The organism is Virgibacillus halodenitrificans JCM 12304, assembly GCF_001310895.1.
Classification (GTDB): Bacteria; Bacillota; Bacilli; order Bacillales; family Amphibacillaceae; genus Virgibacillus_Q; species Virgibacillus_Q halodenitrificans.
Genome location: NZ_BAZS01000028.1, coordinates 18,055 through 32,678, shown reverse-complemented (window position 1 = coordinate 32,678; position 14,624 = coordinate 18,055). Strand labels below are relative to the sequence as shown.

Below are 14,624 nucleotides of genomic sequence, written 5' to 3'. Positions count from 1 at the left end.
CCTCATCAATTCACACCTTTCCCCCGTGGTAACTAGCTTGATTTCTTAATTTGTTCGTAAATTTCACTCTTACAAACAATTAACAATTTGGATTGAGGTGGAAGTTTTTCCGAAGATTTAGCAGCGATATCCAAGTTATTATCTACAGACAATAATGTTGCTCCCATGTTATGCAGAGATTGACACGCATCCCCATATGTTTTCCATGAAGCCTGGGGAACTATCGTAAAAATATCTTCACCATAATTAGAGGAGGTCAACTGTCTGAAAACCTCACTTATCCCTTTATATGTTCCGCTTTTGGCTATCAATCTGGCACTAGTTTGATTAGGTGTAATAAATTCATCCACCCCGCCGTGAACAAAGCTTGCAATATGCTTTTCGCTTGTCACTTCTACAATCGTGTAAATAGATTTGTTTATTTTTTGAGAATAGTCTTCAACGGAAGTAGCGACGAGCAAAGTTTGACCATCCGCAAAAGATGCATTTGGAACACCATCTGAAGAAAAAATCATAACAGAAGTAGAGTCAGCAATATTTGCTTTTTCAAGTGTATGTATATCGGCAGGCTCTCCATGCACAAAATGGACATGCTCATGGACAAAAGGCACCTTTTCTATATCTTCATCTATTAGAACGATTTGTTTATCTTCATGCATATTTAGTAACTCTTGTATGGTTTCCTTGGAACGTCTTGTGTAATTAATAATGACAAAATGATCTTTTCCTTTAAAAGCCAATTTCCCACTCTCCTTCTTATTTTTAAATTCTACGTATACGTCCACTACATAGCCTACAGCTACCCCCATTATGCCAATACCGACAATGTAGACAATAACCATAGCAAATAGTTGACCACCCGCTGTCACAGGAGAAATATCTCCGTAACCTACCGTGGTTACACTTGTCATAACCCACCAAAGGGCAGAGAAATAAGTGGTAAATGTTTGTGGTTCTATTACCTGAATTGCTTTGGCAGAAAGTAGAACAAAGATGAGCAAGCCTATAAATATCGTAGCTTTCACATTCATCTTCATTGCTTTCTGCAAAATACGAAATATCATAAATGACCTCCTGGGTTTTTAGTAATCGATTGAGAAAGGACAGGGTGTGTTGTTAAGTGTCGCGGATGTACGTGGTGTTGTCTCGGTTGAGTGTCCTGCTGTCTCGGTTGTGAACGCTGCTGTCTTGGCTGGACGCGTTGTTGTCTCGGCTGAGTGTCCTGCTGTCTCGGTCGATCCGCGCGTTGTCGCGAATGAGCGTGCTGTTGTCGCGGATGAGTGCTTTGTTGTCGCGGACAGCTCTTATTTTGGCTCAACCATTAGGATAATAACAGCCCCTATTCCAAAATTGTTTTTCGATAACCATAAAAAGGACGAAATTGTTTTTGTTCATAGAACGTGTGTGAATTGCTGCTTGCTAACAACTCCATTCTGGTTTTCGGGTATAATTGATGAACATAGTCTAATAACATTTTACCAATCCCCTGTCCCCTATGTTCCTTCTTTATTAATAGTTCACAAATAAAAAGAGTTATATATTCATCTGTCAGCCCGCGTACATAGCCAACGATCTCACCGTCCAGTTCAGCAATATAAGTCACATTTGAGTGAGACCAGGCTTTTTTTAAGTCATCCGATTTTGCGACAAGGTTGTCCCACTCTTCTAACTTGTTGAGTTGATTAATAGAATCAAAGTCCTTTGTGTCATAAGCACGAACAAAGATCTTAGATTCACAGCTGGAATTCCTCTCCATATGAAATTCACCTTTCTTTAATTAATTTCACCCCGATTGCAAGTGTTCCCCATTTCTCTTCCTGCCTCGGGGAATAGATTTCATAAGTAGCTTCCACCATTTCACTTAAAGAACCACCCTCATCTCCAAAGTGTTGAGTTGGTATCGCTAAATACATAGCTTCAAATGTATTAAAAGTCTCCAGACTAATTACGTGGACTTCTAGCTTTTCTTTTAACTCAGGCAGCTTTCTGAATTCAATTCTATCTCCTACAGATAGCCCCTGTCTTTTAAGATCATTTAAGCGAACTTCAATTGTTTTTTTGCCTGACTTCATAGCAGTAAAAGGGCCTTCATTTAATTTCATTTTATGCAACATGCTAATTACTCCTTCATCCTTTGTTTGAAGGTAGGACTTAACTCACTCCAAACATCAAACTTATTACCATCCAAATCGGCAAATACAAAGTTCCTTCCCTAACTTAGCTACATACCACGAGGCTGCCTCTTCAAGGTGACGCACAGGTAAGTAGATTGTTCCCACTCTTATTAGCTTTTCATTCAATTTTTGTCGCCTCTTCTCCTAATGAAATTTTCACAGCTTCCACGGCATGAATACTCGTCGTATCAAATACTGGGAGACATACTTTTTCCTGCTTCACTAAAAGTCCGATCTCTGTGCAACCTAAAATAATCCCTTCTGCACCTTGCTCTTTTAACTTTTCAATTACTTCATGAAAAAAAGCACGGGACTCTGGAAGCAGTTGTCCAAGGCAAAGCTGTTCAAATATAATTTGATTTATTTTCTCTCTGTCTGTTTGACCTGGTGTCATTATTCTGAGGCCTTGTGATTCTAATATGCCCTTATAAAAGTCCTGCTCCATTGTATATGCAGTTCCTAATAAGCCTATATTTTCTATACCCTGCTGTTTAATTCGGGTAACAGTTGCTTCCGCAATATGTAGAATGGGGATACGGATAAATTTCTCTACTTCTTGAGCTACCTTATGCATGGTATTTGAGCAAATAACAATAAATTCAGCACCAGCCATTTCTAGTCTCACTGCAGCATCACCCAAAACCTCCGCTGCTTTCTCCCATTCATTTAATGATTGATATCTCTCTATCTCGGCAAAGTTAACACTAATCAACAAGCATTCAGCTGAGTGTAATCCACCAAGCCGGCGCTGTATTTCCTGATTAATTAACCGATAATATTCAGAAGTCGATTCCCAGCTCATACCTCCAAGAAGCCCAATTCGTTTCATTCATTAGCCTTCTTTCTGTAAATTTTTTTCTAAACGAAGCATATCTCTACATCTGATTCCATTTTCAACTATTTCTTCCTCATAATGATCTGTAAAATAATCCTTTCTTACACCGATAATGCGAAAGCCACATTTCTGATACAATGCAAGTTGTCCAATGCTGGAATTACCAGTACCAATCTGTATCACGTCATAACCCTTTTGTTTTGAATTCTCAATGGCATGTAAAACCATTTTTCTTCCGATGCCTTTTCCTTGCATATTTTCTTTCACAGCAATGTTAACCAATTCAATAAAGCGAAGGCCTCTTGGAAGAAGAACATATACACCTACTATAGCTTCACCTTCAAATGCAACATAACATTCCCCTCTAGCAAGATAATCCTCTACTATTTTTAAGGAAGGATCTGCAAGAAGCAACAAATTCATTGGGGCATCTTCCAGATCTTTTATTCTTTTAATTTCCATTGCTTGCTTTCCTTTCTATTAAATGATCGTATTCTTTTGTACTGGTTACAGGGATAGAATATCTACCAGCATAATTATGTAAATCATCAAATACTTTCTGCGAGTTATAGTTATCAATATGGATAGGAAACCCCTTTTCTCGTAATATTGCAGCCCCTCTCTTCTTCCAACCAACACGCTTAAATTGTATCTCCTTCATTTCTTTTGGAGAAATCCTTACTTCTCTAATAATAAAATTAAATAGTGTTACTCTATAAAAGATTTCTGTGTCCAATGTTAACTGCATGCGACATAAACTAGCAGCAAATAGAAGCACCGTACCAATAAGAAAATATGAACTTATATCAATTAGAATCAATGTGACTAGTATTAAAATGAGTAGAAACGCAGTTCTCGGTCTGCCATAATACGTCATTACCCTGCTCCTTTAAACTGTTAATTCCATGCGAATAGTTTTCAAAATATGGCCATCAAAATTCTCATCGAAGGTAGAGATCATTTCAAACCCTTTTGCTTTGTAAAATTTCTTACCTATTTCATTATCTTTTTCTACATTAATAAAGATCTTTTTCACCTCAGATAAATAGGTTATTCCCTTTTTAAGAAGGGCTGTGCCAATGGAATTACCTTGATATTCAGGGAGTAAATAAATTGCACCCAGCTCTGCTACTCCTTCGTTAGAAACAGAAGAGAAATTAGCAAAGCCAACTACTTTCCCGCCTACTTCAGCAACAATAATTGTTGATATTTCGATTCGTTGTTGGAGCATTTCTTCACTGTATGCATGTTTTAAAAAGTTATCTTGAATTTTCCTCGGTATAATTCCTTCATAGGTTGCATGCCAGCTTGTTTCAGCAACATATTGCACTTCTAAAATATCATCCTGCTTCATTTTTCTAATTAAAAATTTCATTTCGTCTCCTCCATTTACAACTATAATATCAGAATTTTCCTTTATAGCGGGAGTATTATGTAAAACTTTACTTCCCTTATTTTTAAAATGATTTTCATATGTTATCTTACGAACTTGGCTTATAATGTAGTTATAATCCGTAATAATCATTAAAGGAGCTCAAAAAATGACATTATTTTTTATAATTGCGCCACTAACCTTTATCCTTCTTACTAGTTTAAATTGGTTTTTTGGTCGGTCAAAATCACCACTGGCATATCTCTTTCCTATTTCAGTTATTTTCATTAGTATGATATTGATAATAATCGCATTTCTTATAAATGATCTTGAAGGTATTGGCATCATTGGTTTTGCATTATTTATTGGTGCAGCGGTCGCATTGTTGATTACTGCCATTATTTCAAGTAGTAAAGAACTGAAAAAACATCTCTTTTAACCTGTGCCTTCTTATAGGGCAGGCTTTTTTCATCTGCTTAACGCCCAAACATGAGATTCCATTCTCCCATATACTGCAATAATGGGAGGTGGGGAAGTTGAAGAAAATTGACTTGCTCGTATTTTTAGGTTCAGTAACCGTGCTAGCCATATCAGCCTTTTTCATTTTATTTACAGGTAAGCAGAATAATGATAATGCTAATGATGGCGAACAGACATCAGGTAATGAAGGTACTGAAATTTTTTGGGGAGTAGATTCAGCCAGTAAGGTAGATGAAGATATGTTTCAGTGTGTCGCAGAAAACTTTGGAGAACCGCGTGTATGGGGAAGATATCTGGTAGATATTCAAGATGTTTCCGTTAGTATTGATAAAGAGGAAGCAGCATTGTTACATCAAAAGGATGTAGACATTCTTGCCATTTATAACGCTGTTACTGATGCTACCGGACAGGAAGCTGGAATAGATCATGCTAATAAAGCAATTGAAATAGCAAAAAGCTTAGATATCCCCGATGGTGTTGTTCTTATTGTTGATATTGAACCGAGTTTTCCTATAGATACCGCTTTTCTAGAAGGCTGGTATAACACGATAACTAATTCTCCCTATTCCCCCGGGGTGTATGGCGTATTTGACGACGAAAGTGATCTTCTGACAGCATTTACAGCCACAGACAAAAAAGTACAAGAAAATATGATTGTCTGGACCGCTTTCCCTCAGGTAGAAATAACTACAAAAGAAAACGCTCCTGAATATAATCCCCAAGGTCCTGAGAACAGCATGCTTTACGGGTGGCAATACGGAATTGAATCAGATGCCTGTGCAATTGATACAAATTTATTTAAAGAGGAAATTCTCGATTATCTATGGTAAATAGAAGTAAAGATCAAGGTTCCTATTATGGATGTATGATTGGGTTCTATTTGTATTACCCTTATTCAAAAGAAGCGATAAATTGGTTTTAGCATCGTTTTAATGATGAAATAAAATGAGGGAGGTTAACTAAGTCTAGCTAGTTAACTTCCCTCTTTTGTATATTTTGTATGATACTAAGCTAAATTAAGCAAGATTTTTTGGGGGAAGAATTGCTGCCGTCTCGGATAGAAGGCTTAGGGTGGGGCGCACTCTAGGTGTCCCTTTTGAATTCAGGCTATTATCGAAATTTCAGATATAGGTTTAATTAGCTTAAGAACTTATAAGTTTTTTAATAGTTAAAGGTTGCTTCCAGGGCTGCTTGAATAATAATCTGTCCCGGCTCTATTGGTGTTTGCGCCTGACTGAACGCCATTGTTTTGTATAGAACAGGACCATCACTTCTAAATTCTTTTATTCTTATAGGGATTGATGAAATGGTAGTATTCATTGTCCGGCCCAATACGCCAGCTTTAGTTACTGCATCTTTCAGAGCGTTGCTTAATGCCTGTTCCTCAAACTTCTCTGAATTATCCACTTGAAACTGAACGTTGCTCACACGGTTTACTCCATTTTGAACAGCTAAGTCAATTAAATAGCCGGTTTGTTCAAGCTGCTTAATTTGCACACTGATTGTATTCGTTACTTCATAGCCTCTAAAAATCTGTTTACCTTCTACATAATCGTACCTTGCTCCACCGTATATGAGATGGTTTGTATTTGTTCACTTGGAATTCCTGCTTCATCTAGAGCTTGAATAACTTTTGTCATTATTTCTGAATTTTGTTGTTGCGCCTGGCTAAGTGATTCACTCTCTGTTATTACCGATAGCTGAACCACAGCAATATTCGGCTCAACAACTACTTCCCCATTCCCCGTTACTACGATCGTCCGATTCATACTTTCGCCGTTTTGTCTGCTCGGCCATATATACGTAGGATACAAAGCTGGCCCTCCTTACTACTTCATCGTTCTTTATCATTGTATGCAAGGAGTGAGGATAGTGTAATCTGCAGGCTTGTCCGATTATCCAGACCAATAATCTGGGTTTTGCATACGAAGCTCCTCTACAACATCATCCAAATCAGCAGGAGTTATCACGTAGATTGGATAATCCTTTTCTATTTGCTTTGCTGCCTGATAAAAAAATCGATTACTTCCGGGAAATTCATCGTCCATTAGCAAAAGACACCCATCACTTTTATCAGCAAACCACATATTTTTTGCTTTAAATTGAAAAGCACCTTTATAATCCCCTTGGTAAATTGGTTTATAAAAGTCAGCAATCATTGTTAACTCCTGATACTTTTCCTGTAAATGCTCCGGCCATCGGTTTTCTTGATTTTCGAACGGAGGAAATATCCCCAAGTTAATATTATATTTTTCTTTCAAATCCATAACTACTTCGGCTGTCCACAACTCTACTCCCATCTGTCCGGAAATAATTACCCATTGCAGTCCCTCTTCAATAAAACCAATTAAACGTTTTTCTATGGCTGCTTTAATAAAATCAATTCGTGGATCATTTTCCTTAAATATGCTTAACTCCATCGGTTTATATCCAGTCACAGTTACTATATTCATTTCGTATTCTCCTTTTTCACAGTATACAGAGCAAAATATCGACGTATCTATTAGTAATAAAAACGAACTTAAGCCAATAAAACGTTGTGACTGCTTTGTCGTAGTTGCTTTATTCATCAAAATGATGGCTGTTCGTGCAAAAGTAATTATTAAGACCAAAAAAGAGGCCAGCATTTGCCAGCCTATGATTTACATTAACACCATTTGTTTGGTTTCTTCCAATGATGTGGTCCATACATGCCCGGATCCATCGCACCTGCTACCTGACCTGGAGCATAACCTGGTCCCATTCCTGGTGACATTGCTCCAGCTACCTGGCCTGGAGCAGCTCCTGGTCCCATTCCTGGTGACATTGCTCCAGCTACTTGGCCTGGAGCTGGTACGTTAAATGAACCTCCATACACATCTACACTATTTGTTGTATTCTGTACAGAAGTGGAATGTGGATAAATGTGTTTGTTTTTTATCAAATGATGATTCATTATGGTTGTATGTGATGGATGGATATGATCAACTTGACTTTCTGAAAAGTTGTTCACACAATTATGCTTGGTCGGATATACTATTTGTTTCGGGCAACCGCAATGCGGTCTCTTATGATGTCTCATTTAAAAATCCCCTTTCCTCTAATAGGTTCACTAATAACCTATGGCAAACGGCTATGACTTGTATAAGTCATGTACCTATATTTGGGAAATTTAATCATACTAATTTATATTTTACATCAATGTACTGTTATTTACTCACCTATCTTTTAAAAGAAAAAGCTGTCTGCAGATAGCTCTTGCTATTTGCGGACAGCTTTTTTCTTACATATCATGACCTGGATTATGTTTTTGCCTCGTATGATTTGCTTGTTTTACTTTTTTTGATCCACTTAATGGCTCACCATATGGTTGCTGGGGACTTTGTGGTAATTTTGGTCGCTCTTGCTGCTTAGGTCCTTTAGGTTTCCCACCCATCGTACCTGCCTCCTTTCTTTCTTATCTTACTTAGGATTCGAGGATCAATCCATTTTTATTCACTATATACCTTCTGACTTGGTAAATATAGGAGAGAAAGGTAAGGAAACATTGAAGTCATCATTCTAATGAATTATAGCATTGTCGGGATGTCTGATATTGCAGTTGGGAAAACCAGAGTTAGCTTTTTAATCTCTTCTGTACTAAGTTGTAATTGGATAGCCATTGCGAAGAAGTTAATTAACTCATCTGCCTTACTGCTTATCATATGAGCACCCAGCAATCGTCCTGTTTTTTTATCTGTAATAATCTTCACAGATGCTCTAGATTCATTTTTGTGTGCATAAGTAAACCAATCCTTCATATCTGTAAATTTCGACTCAATATCGTAACCATTCTTTTCTGCTTCTTCCTCTGTAATTCCCGCAGAAGCTACCTTTGGCATGGTAAATACAACAGAAGGAACACCAGTATAATCAGCTTCACCCCTGTTTCCATTAACAATATTTTTAATTACCACTCTTGCCTCTATACCCGCAACTGGGGTCAAGGGAGCTCCTGCTGTATCAGCAGCATCTCCTGCAGCGTATACGTGTGAATTAGTTGTGCTTTGTAAATATTTGTTCACGGTTATACCTGCTTTTTCATATGCCACGTTTCCATTTTCAAGCTGCAGATCTTCCAATTCAGGTATTCGGCCACCTCCATGTACTACCATATCTCCTGTCATTATTTCTTTTTTTCCATTCTTTTTCGTGACAACCTGGTATTGGCTTCCCTCTTGTTTAATTTCTTCTACTTCCGTATTCAAATGTACAGAGACACCTGTTTCCTCCATAGCTTCAATTAATTGCTGCACCATATCCTTATCAAATTGCTTTAAAGGCTGTTCTCCCCTTTGAAGAATATGCACATCACAACCTGCTTTTGCAGCAACATGAGCTAACTCAAATGATATATATCCCCCGCCTACGAAAAGAATACGGGACGGTAATTTGTCCAAATCTAAGAATTCATCACTTGTGGTAAGGTGCTCATTTCCTTCTATTGGTAATGGCATTGGTTTTGCACCGGTAGCTATTACAACATTTTTACCAAACAATGTTTCTTGTCCAATCATTATTTCCTGGTCGTGTACAAAAGTTGCTACTCCATGAAAGGTCTCCACACCTGCATCTTGCATGCTAGTCTCCTGTTTTTCAGGAACAGGTTCAGTAAAAGAACGTTTAAATTGCATGAGTTCCTTCCACTCGATATTACTTGTTCTACCTATTCCTTTCCCTTGCATCTGCTCTGAATGTTGAACCACTTCTGCTGCATCTGTCAACACTTTCTTCGGTATACACCCTCTCAACGGGCATGTTCCTCCATACCCACGGGAATCAACAGCCGCTACATTTAATCCTTGTTTACTGCATCCTGCAGCTATTCTTGAACCGCTTGGCCCTGTTCCAACCACAATCACATCAAACTTTCTCATTACACCACGACACCTTTCCGTCTTTAACAATCTAGTATAAATTTCCCCTTTCCTCATGAATTTGAAACTTTCGGTTTAGTAGCTCATTCGATTTTAATTACGGTAATGAGTTTTAATGAAGTTATGCAATAGTTCGCAAATTGTATAAACTCCGACGTAACTTGATAGTACTGTAAACGGATTTCTAAAAATACACTAGCAAAAAGGTTACTTTAAGACGTTTAGAAGATCACCTATCGCCATTGATTTCCATTGCAGATGAACGCTCTCCACCGGCATGGCTTCAGCCGCTTCCTCCGCTACGCTCCGTCCAGGGTCTTCAGCTCATGCTATTTCGGCAGGAGTCGTGGGCCAACAGGACGTTGGTCACGCAATCGCTTCCACAAAGGTCTTCGGTGGGACGAGTTAGCGCAGTCCCAGGACGTGGCGTTTTTAGATTGCCATCTTCCATTCCAATCAATTGGAATGGCTCTTCTATTTTAGAGAGTTAGAATGAAGTCTTTAGCGAAGGGAAAATATGAAGACTCCTGCGGGAAAAGCGAGACTAGCGAGACCCCACAGAACGGAACGTTAGTGTAGTTCGAGGAGGCTCGCAGGCCGCCCGCGGAAAGCGGAATATTTCCCCGTAGCGGTGATTCACGCACCCTCTATATTCCTAGTTAGTTCGGAGTTTTCTTCTACTCTGATAGTACAACATAACTTTTGACACCAACGTTTGCAGTAGAACCCAATTGCTAGTCCAATAAAAAAGCAACCTCATTCTAAAATGAGATTGCTCTGCCCATGATTTTATTTTGTAAATTCTTCTGTTAATGCAGTCACAATTTGTTTTTTACGAGATACTACTCCTTTAAGTAAGGCACGATTGTTATGGTCGAGTTCCACTCCAAATGCAGACTCTACTTTCTCCTTACCTTCTCCAAGCGCAAGTACTTCAGAATCATTATTAAGAATATCTGTAACAACAAACAAGAATAAATCAAGATCTTTATCCTTAATTATTTGAGCGATTTCTGGATTAATGTCATCCTGGAAGGCATAAATTTTACTCGTATCCACTGCGTTTACTTGAGCAATTTCCACTTTGGCATCCCCCATGGAGAACTCTTTTGCATCCATAGTTAATAATTCTGTAACTGTCTTATCACTTAAATCAGCACCGGCCTGAAGCATTTCCAAACCATATGTCTCCAGATTAACACCAGCAATCTCGGCAAGTTCATAAGCTGCATCGACATCTTCTTTTGTGCATGTTGGAGATTTTAATAATAAAGAATCTGAAATAATAGCAGATAACAATAACCCGGCAATTTCCTTGGAGACAGGAACTCCATTTTCTTTATACATTTTATTTAAAATCGTTGCAGTACATCCAACTGGTTCTGCACGAAAATACAAAGGTTCCTTTGTCTCGAAGTTGGAAATACGATGATGGTCAATTACTTCAGCAATTCGAACATCCTTAATGTTGTCAACCGTTTGTTGGAATTCGTTATGATCCACCAAAATAACTTCTTTAACCTGCTCATCTACTTTTTCGATTTGCTGTGGGGCTTCCATACCAAAATAATCTAACGCGAACTGTGTTTCCTTACTGACAACACCAAGTCTTGCTGCCTCCGCATTTACATTTAGCTTATTTTTTAAGTCAGCATAAGCAATTGCTGAGCAAATAGAATCTGTGTCCGGGTTTTTATGTCCGAAAATCAATGTCTTTTCCATGATCATTCTCCTTCTGTGTTTCATTCTATAATACAGATTACCATATTATATTCGCTGAAGAATAGCAGTTAGTTTTTAGCCTCTAATGTCTTTGTCACATTCCAAATTTTATCATATCCATTATAGCTATTCAATGCAATATCAAGGTCATGAAAGTGACGGTGCAGCTGTCGTACATCTTCAGTTTTTTGTTGATCTATGACGGACTTTGCAAGCTTTTTGATATCGTTTAAATCAGCCTTCAGCGTTTTATTTTTCACAGATTCTGATTGTTGTGCAATAAACTTGGAGACTTCTTCCGCTTTACTGACCTGTTTGTCCCAATCTAAATTACTGATTCCACCATATCCCGTTGTATTATTGTAAAAAGCATGCGCCTCTGAAATATACTCACCTATTTCTTTATGTTCCTTACCTACTGTATTTTGAATTTCTTCTATCTCTTGAACCTTTTCCTCAGACACTTCTTTTTTGCTTTGCGCTTCTCCGTCTCCTTCTCCTCCTATAACCGATTGAACATTAAGGTCAAATAATTGAAAGAAAAATATAAATGCACCAATTATGATAACTAATACCGTACTTATAACGGTCCAACCGAACCAACCTATTTTCTTCTTTTCACTCATAAAAAAACTCCTTTATATAAACCCTACCCTATTTACTTCTCTTCTATTGGTAATATTCCTTTAATTACTTTGCAATTCTTTACAATTCTTCTGATTGTTTTTATGATTAATAAGAAAATAACTATACATTGGAGACGGATATACATGCATGTGACATACATTATTATAGGTGGCGGAATAGCTGGAGCCTCTACCGCCTACTATTTAGCGAAGGCGGGAAATTCGGTAGCTATTATTGATCGAAAGGATGAAGGACAGGCAACAGATGCAGCAGCAGGAATTATTTGTCCATGGTTATCACAACGCCGGAATAAGGCATGGTATCACCTGGCTAAAAACGGTGCTAAAATTTACCCTGAATTAATTAAGGATTTAGCTCAAGATGGCGAGAAAGACACAGGTTATACGCAGGTTGGTGCAATTAGCTACATACAGATAAAAAAAAGTTAATTGCAATGAAAGAACGTGGGTTGAAACGACGTGAGGAAGCACCTGAAATCGGAGATATAAGCCTACTGACACCTGAACAGACACGTGCCTTATTCCCACCATTAGGAGAAGAATTTGGAGCTGTTCATGTGAGTGGCGCTGCCCGAGTAGACGGTAGAAAACTTCGGGATGCCCTACTCCGTGGTGCACAAAAACATGGTGCCACTTTTATCAGGGGAGATGCTTCATTGACTTTTGAAAGTAAAAAAGTAACGGGAGCAACAGTTAACGGAAAACACATGACAGCAGATACGGTAATTGCAGCAAACGGAGCATGGATGGGCAAATTACTCGCGCCACTTGGTGTTACTTTTCATGTTAAACCACAGCGAGCTCAAATAATGCATTTAAAAGCAGCACAGGAAGGCACGGGAGAATGGCCTGTAGTCATACCACCAAACAACCAATATATGCTGGCATTTGAAGATCAGCGCATTGTTGTGGGCGCAACACATGAGGATGATACCGGGTTTGATTATCAAGTAACAGCAGGTGGATTACATGAGATACTGACGAAAGCAATCGATGTTGCACCAGGTCTTCGTAACGCATCTGTTTTAGAAACAAGAGTTGGTTTTCGCCCTGTAGCTCCTGGATTTCTTCCCATCCTTGGTCCATTACCTGGATTTGAAGGTATTTTACTGACAAATGGATTTGGGGCATCTGGCTTAACTATGGGTCCTTATATTGGCTCCCAACTTGCCAAACTGGCTCAAGGAAAGGAATTGGATATTGACCTTGCAAATTACGATGTTGGAGGAGCAATTGGTTAGAAAAGCCTTTTATTACAGATAATTGAACAGAGAACTAACCTTGTTTACACAGTGGAAAGGCTTTGGTAATCTTAGGATAAGAAACGTAAGGAGGCAATTGGATGAAAGGAAAATTCGTCGTCTTTATACTTATAATAGCTACTTTAGCCATGCTCGTACTCGCATGGTTTATGTTACAGGATGTAATTGTCGATTATGATTTGGATAGTGCACTTTCAACTGTCCCATACGCAAATTCAATAACCAAGCTACCTCCGATATAATTTTTACATAGACAGGGTAAGTAATCCTGTCTATGTTATTTTTCAGTCCAGCTTTTTTTATCATCATCTTCAATTATTCCTAGTACTACATCTGCTATTTCCGACTGTCGTAACAGAGTATCAGTTAGTTTAAATTTAATATCATCCGCATCTGCAAGACTGAGCCCTTTCTTAAGTTCGACAGTACCTTCCACATGGTATAACCTTCCTTCCTGCACAATTCTTATTCTTTTTATATCGACGACAGCTTTATCTTCTAATAAAATGCCAGCAATCTTTCGTTCCACTTCCACAGGAGCAGCCACTCCGATCAGACCGACCATATTATCATAACCAACGCGGAATGCGACAAACAGCATTAATAAACCAATTAGAATGGATATAAGCCCATCAGCTGCCAATATACCAAAGAATTGGGACAAAATAATTCCCAGCATTGCCAATGCAGCTCCAGAGGTTGCCACAAGGTCCTCATAGAACACCAAACGAGTAGCAGGAGATGCTTTTTTTACATTTTTAAATGCCGTGGAAAACAGTCCACCCGAATTGTCAGCACTTGATTCTGCCTTAATTTCTTTCATAGCCTTTATTAAAATGAATCCGTCTACTAACAAGGAAGCAAATAAAACACCAAAATTAAGTAATAGACCAGTGGATTCTTCCGGCTCTCTAAACAAATGCCATCCCTTTAAGATTGTTTCATACGCCATTACCGTGACTACAATTACTGCCACCATACAAAAAATATTAATAACTCGGCCAAACCCAGTTGGAAACCGTTTGGATGCAGGTAGTTCTGCTACTACACTTCCAAAATAAACAAACCCCTGATTAATAGCATCAGCTAGAGAATGCATAGAAGAAGCAAACACAGAGCCATTCCCTGTAAATGCCGCAGCTATCCCTTTAATACCAGCCAAAAAAGCATTACCTATTGCCGCAAAGCCGGAAGATGTATTCCCTTGTTTCAATCTTTTCCATAAACCCATAAGTCA

At 38.4% G+C, this 14,624-nt stretch carries 20 protein-coding genes and 2 pseudogenes; 4 read left to right on the top strand and 18 right to left on the bottom strand.

All coding sequences use genetic code 11. The annotated features are described in order from the left end of the window. Positions 1-32 precede the first annotated feature (32 nt). From JCM12304_RS14130 to JCM12304_RS14100, 9 genes and pseudogenes are all read right to left on the bottom strand, one after another. Complete coding sequence (locus tag JCM12304_RS14130; protein WP_060681068.1) at positions 33-1,064, bottom strand: potassium channel family protein; 1,032 nt, start codon at positions 1,062-1,064, stop codon at positions 33-35. Positions 1,065-1,339: 275 nt separating this feature from the next. Next, complete coding sequence (locus tag JCM12304_RS14125) at positions 1,340-1,756, bottom strand: GNAT family N-acetyltransferase (RefSeq protein WP_060681066.1); 417 nt, start codon at positions 1,754-1,756, stop codon at positions 1,340-1,342. A 7-nt stretch (positions 1,757-1,763) separates the two neighbouring features. Then, a complete protein-coding gene (locus JCM12304_RS14120; protein WP_060681064.1) occupies positions 1,764-2,114 on the bottom strand; it encodes an ASCH domain-containing protein in 351 nt (116 codons plus the stop codon). Positions 2,115-2,119: 5 nt separating this feature from the next. Next, a pseudogene (locus JCM12304_RS20415) lies at positions 2,120-2,212 on the bottom strand (VOC family protein); the annotation flags it as partial. Further along, complete coding sequence (locus tag JCM12304_RS19630) at positions 2,178-2,300, bottom strand: hypothetical protein (protein WP_369813171.1); 123 nt, start codon at positions 2,298-2,300, stop codon at positions 2,178-2,180. The pseudogene JCM12304_RS20415 and the gene JCM12304_RS19630, both read right to left, overlap by 35 nt. After that, complete coding sequence (locus JCM12304_RS14115; RefSeq protein WP_060681062.1) at positions 2,293-3,003, bottom strand: aspartate/glutamate racemase family protein; 711 nt, start codon at positions 3,001-3,003, stop codon at positions 2,293-2,295. Before JCM12304_RS14115 ends, JCM12304_RS19630 begins: the two co-directional genes overlap by 8 nt. A gap of 3 nt (positions 3,004-3,006) precedes the next feature. After that, the gene (locus JCM12304_RS14110; RefSeq protein ID WP_060681060.1) at positions 3,007-3,471 is read right to left on the bottom strand and encodes a GNAT family N-acetyltransferase; all 465 of its coding nucleotides are present in this window, start codon (positions 3,469-3,471) and stop codon (positions 3,007-3,009) included. Beyond that, positions 3,461-3,886 carry a hypothetical protein gene (locus JCM12304_RS14105; protein ID WP_060681057.1) on the bottom strand — a complete coding sequence of 142 codons (426 nt, stop codon included), beginning with the start codon at positions 3,884-3,886 and terminating at the stop codon, positions 3,461-3,463. The genes JCM12304_RS14110 and JCM12304_RS14105 overlap by 11 nt, the downstream gene beginning before the upstream one ends. Before the next feature lie 12 nt (positions 3,887-3,898). Beyond that, positions 3,899-4,384, bottom strand: a complete 486-nt coding sequence (locus JCM12304_RS14100; protein WP_060681109.1) for a GNAT family N-acetyltransferase — start codon at positions 4,382-4,384, stop codon at positions 3,899-3,901. A gap of 166 nt (positions 4,385-4,550) precedes the next feature. Here JCM12304_RS14100 and JCM12304_RS14095 point away from each other — a divergent pair, with 166 nt between their 5' ends. Both JCM12304_RS14095 and JCM12304_RS14090 read left to right on the top strand, forming a co-directional pair. Next, a complete protein-coding gene (locus JCM12304_RS14095; protein ID WP_060681055.1) occupies positions 4,551-4,820 on the top strand; it encodes a YesK family protein in 270 nt (89 codons plus the stop codon). Between the two features lie 97 nt (positions 4,821-4,917). Then, on the top strand, positions 4,918-5,691 hold the full coding sequence (locus tag JCM12304_RS14090; RefSeq protein ID WP_060681053.1) for a glycoside hydrolase domain-containing protein: 774 nt from the start codon (positions 4,918-4,920) through the stop codon (positions 5,689-5,691). Between the two features lie 331 nt (positions 5,692-6,022). On the opposite strand, the gene JCM12304_RS14085 is transcribed toward JCM12304_RS14090, so the two are convergent. The 8 genes from JCM12304_RS14085 to JCM12304_RS14050 all read right to left on the bottom strand — a co-directional run bounded on the left by JCM12304_RS14085 (position 6,023) and on the right by JCM12304_RS14050 (position 12,104). Further along, positions 6,023-6,364, bottom strand: coding sequence for an SIMPL domain-containing protein (locus JCM12304_RS14085; protein ID WP_256200841.1), 342 nt, complete (start codon positions 6,362-6,364; stop codon positions 6,023-6,025). 41 nt (positions 6,365-6,405) lie between these two features. Continuing rightward, on the bottom strand, positions 6,406-6,675 hold the full coding sequence (locus JCM12304_RS14080) for an SIMPL domain-containing protein (RefSeq protein ID WP_060681048.1): 270 nt from the start codon (positions 6,673-6,675) through the stop codon (positions 6,406-6,408). A gap of 81 nt (positions 6,676-6,756) precedes the next feature. Then, complete coding sequence (locus JCM12304_RS14075) at positions 6,757-7,314, bottom strand: SLOG family protein (protein ID WP_060681047.1); 558 nt, start codon at positions 7,312-7,314, stop codon at positions 6,757-6,759. Between the two features lie 194 nt (positions 7,315-7,508). Beyond that, positions 7,509-7,922 (bottom strand): spore coat protein, encoded by a 414-nt coding sequence (locus JCM12304_RS14070; RefSeq protein WP_019377014.1) that lies wholly within the window; start codon positions 7,920-7,922, stop codon positions 7,509-7,511. Between the two features lie 201 nt (positions 7,923-8,123). Further along, complete coding sequence (locus JCM12304_RS14065) at positions 8,124-8,276, bottom strand: small acid-soluble spore protein P (protein WP_019377013.1); 153 nt, start codon at positions 8,274-8,276, stop codon at positions 8,124-8,126. A gap of 133 nt (positions 8,277-8,409) precedes the next feature. After that, entirely contained in the window at positions 8,410-9,756 is a 1,347-nt protein-coding gene (locus JCM12304_RS14060) for a dihydrolipoyl dehydrogenase family protein (protein ID WP_060681045.1), read from the bottom strand. Between the two features lie 789 nt (positions 9,757-10,545). Continuing rightward, the gene (locus JCM12304_RS14055) at positions 10,546-11,478 is read right to left on the bottom strand and encodes a manganese-dependent inorganic pyrophosphatase (protein ID WP_060681043.1); all 933 of its coding nucleotides are present in this window, start codon (positions 11,476-11,478) and stop codon (positions 10,546-10,548) included. A gap of 68 nt (positions 11,479-11,546) precedes the next feature. Further along, positions 11,547-12,104, bottom strand: a complete 558-nt coding sequence (locus JCM12304_RS14050; RefSeq protein ID WP_060681041.1) for a hypothetical protein — start codon at positions 12,102-12,104, stop codon at positions 11,547-11,549. 144 nt (positions 12,105-12,248) lie between these two features. On the opposite strand from JCM12304_RS14050, the pseudogene JCM12304_RS14045 reads away from it, so the two are divergent. Both JCM12304_RS14045 and JCM12304_RS19415 read left to right on the top strand, forming a co-directional pair. Then, positions 12,249-13,366, top strand: a pseudogene (locus JCM12304_RS14045) (NAD(P)/FAD-dependent oxidoreductase). Between the two features lie 101 nt (positions 13,367-13,467). Then, a complete protein-coding gene (locus JCM12304_RS19415) occupies positions 13,468-13,629 on the top strand; it encodes a hypothetical protein (RefSeq protein WP_019377008.1) in 162 nt (53 codons plus the stop codon). A 35-nt stretch (positions 13,630-13,664) separates the two neighbouring features. Here JCM12304_RS19415 and JCM12304_RS14040 read toward each other — a convergent pair whose 3' ends face one another. After that, positions 13,665-14,618, bottom strand: a complete 954-nt coding sequence (locus tag JCM12304_RS14040) for a cation diffusion facilitator family transporter (RefSeq protein WP_060681039.1) — start codon at positions 14,616-14,618, stop codon at positions 13,665-13,667. Positions 14,619-14,624: the final 6 nt, after the last annotated feature.

Bases quoted from the DNA above. Each gene is read 5' to 3' on its own strand.
- JCM12304_RS14130 (WP_060681068.1), bottom strand. From the start codon at position 1,064: ATGATATTTCGTATTTTGCAGAAAGCAATGAAGATGAATGTGAAAGCT.
- JCM12304_RS14125 (WP_060681066.1), bottom strand. From the start codon at position 1,756: ATGGAGAGGAATTCCAGCTGTGAATCTAAGATCTTTGTTCGTGCTTAT.
- JCM12304_RS14120 (WP_060681064.1), bottom strand. From the start codon at position 2,114: ATGTTGCATAAAATGAAATTAAATGAAGGCCCTTTTACTGCTATGAAG.
- JCM12304_RS14115 (WP_060681062.1), bottom strand. From the start codon at position 3,003: ATGAAACGAATTGGGCTTCTTGGAGGTATGAGCTGGGAATCGACTTCT.
- JCM12304_RS14110 (WP_060681060.1), bottom strand. From the start codon at position 3,471: ATGGAAATTAAAAGAATAAAAGATCTGGAAGATGCCCCAATGAATTTG.
- JCM12304_RS14105 (WP_060681057.1), bottom strand. From the start codon at position 3,886: ATGACGTATTATGGCAGACCGAGAACTGCGTTTCTACTCATTTTAATA.
- JCM12304_RS14100 (WP_060681109.1), bottom strand. From the start codon at position 4,384: ATGAAATTTTTAATTAGAAAAATGAAGCAGGATGATATTTTAGAAGTG.
- JCM12304_RS14095 (WP_060681055.1), top strand. From the start codon at position 4,551: ATGACATTATTTTTTATAATTGCGCCACTAACCTTTATCCTTCTTACT.
- JCM12304_RS14075 (WP_060681047.1), bottom strand. From the start codon at position 7,314: ATGAATATAGTAACTGTGACTGGATATAAACCGATGGAGTTAAGCATA.
- JCM12304_RS14070 (WP_019377014.1), bottom strand. From the start codon at position 7,922: ATGAGACATCATAAGAGACCGCATTGCGGTTGCCCGAAACAAATAGTA.
- JCM12304_RS14065 (WP_019377013.1), bottom strand. From the start codon at position 8,276: ATGGGTGGGAAACCTAAAGGACCTAAGCAGCAAGAGCGACCAAAATTA.
- JCM12304_RS14060 (WP_060681045.1), bottom strand. From the start codon at position 9,756: ATGAGAAAGTTTGATGTGATTGTGGTTGGAACAGGGCCAAGCGGTTCA.
- JCM12304_RS14055 (WP_060681043.1), bottom strand. From the start codon at position 11,478: ATGGAAAAGACATTGATTTTCGGACATAAAAACCCGGACACAGATTCT.
- JCM12304_RS14050 (WP_060681041.1), bottom strand. From the start codon at position 12,104: ATGAGTGAAAAGAAGAAAATAGGTTGGTTCGGTTGGACCGTTATAAGT.
- JCM12304_RS19415 (WP_019377008.1), top strand. From the start codon at position 13,468: ATGAAAGGAAAATTCGTCGTCTTTATACTTATAATAGCTACTTTAGCC.
- JCM12304_RS14040 (WP_060681039.1), bottom strand. From the start codon at position 14,618: ATGGGTTTATGGAAAAGATTGAAACAAGGGAATACATCTTCCGGCTTT.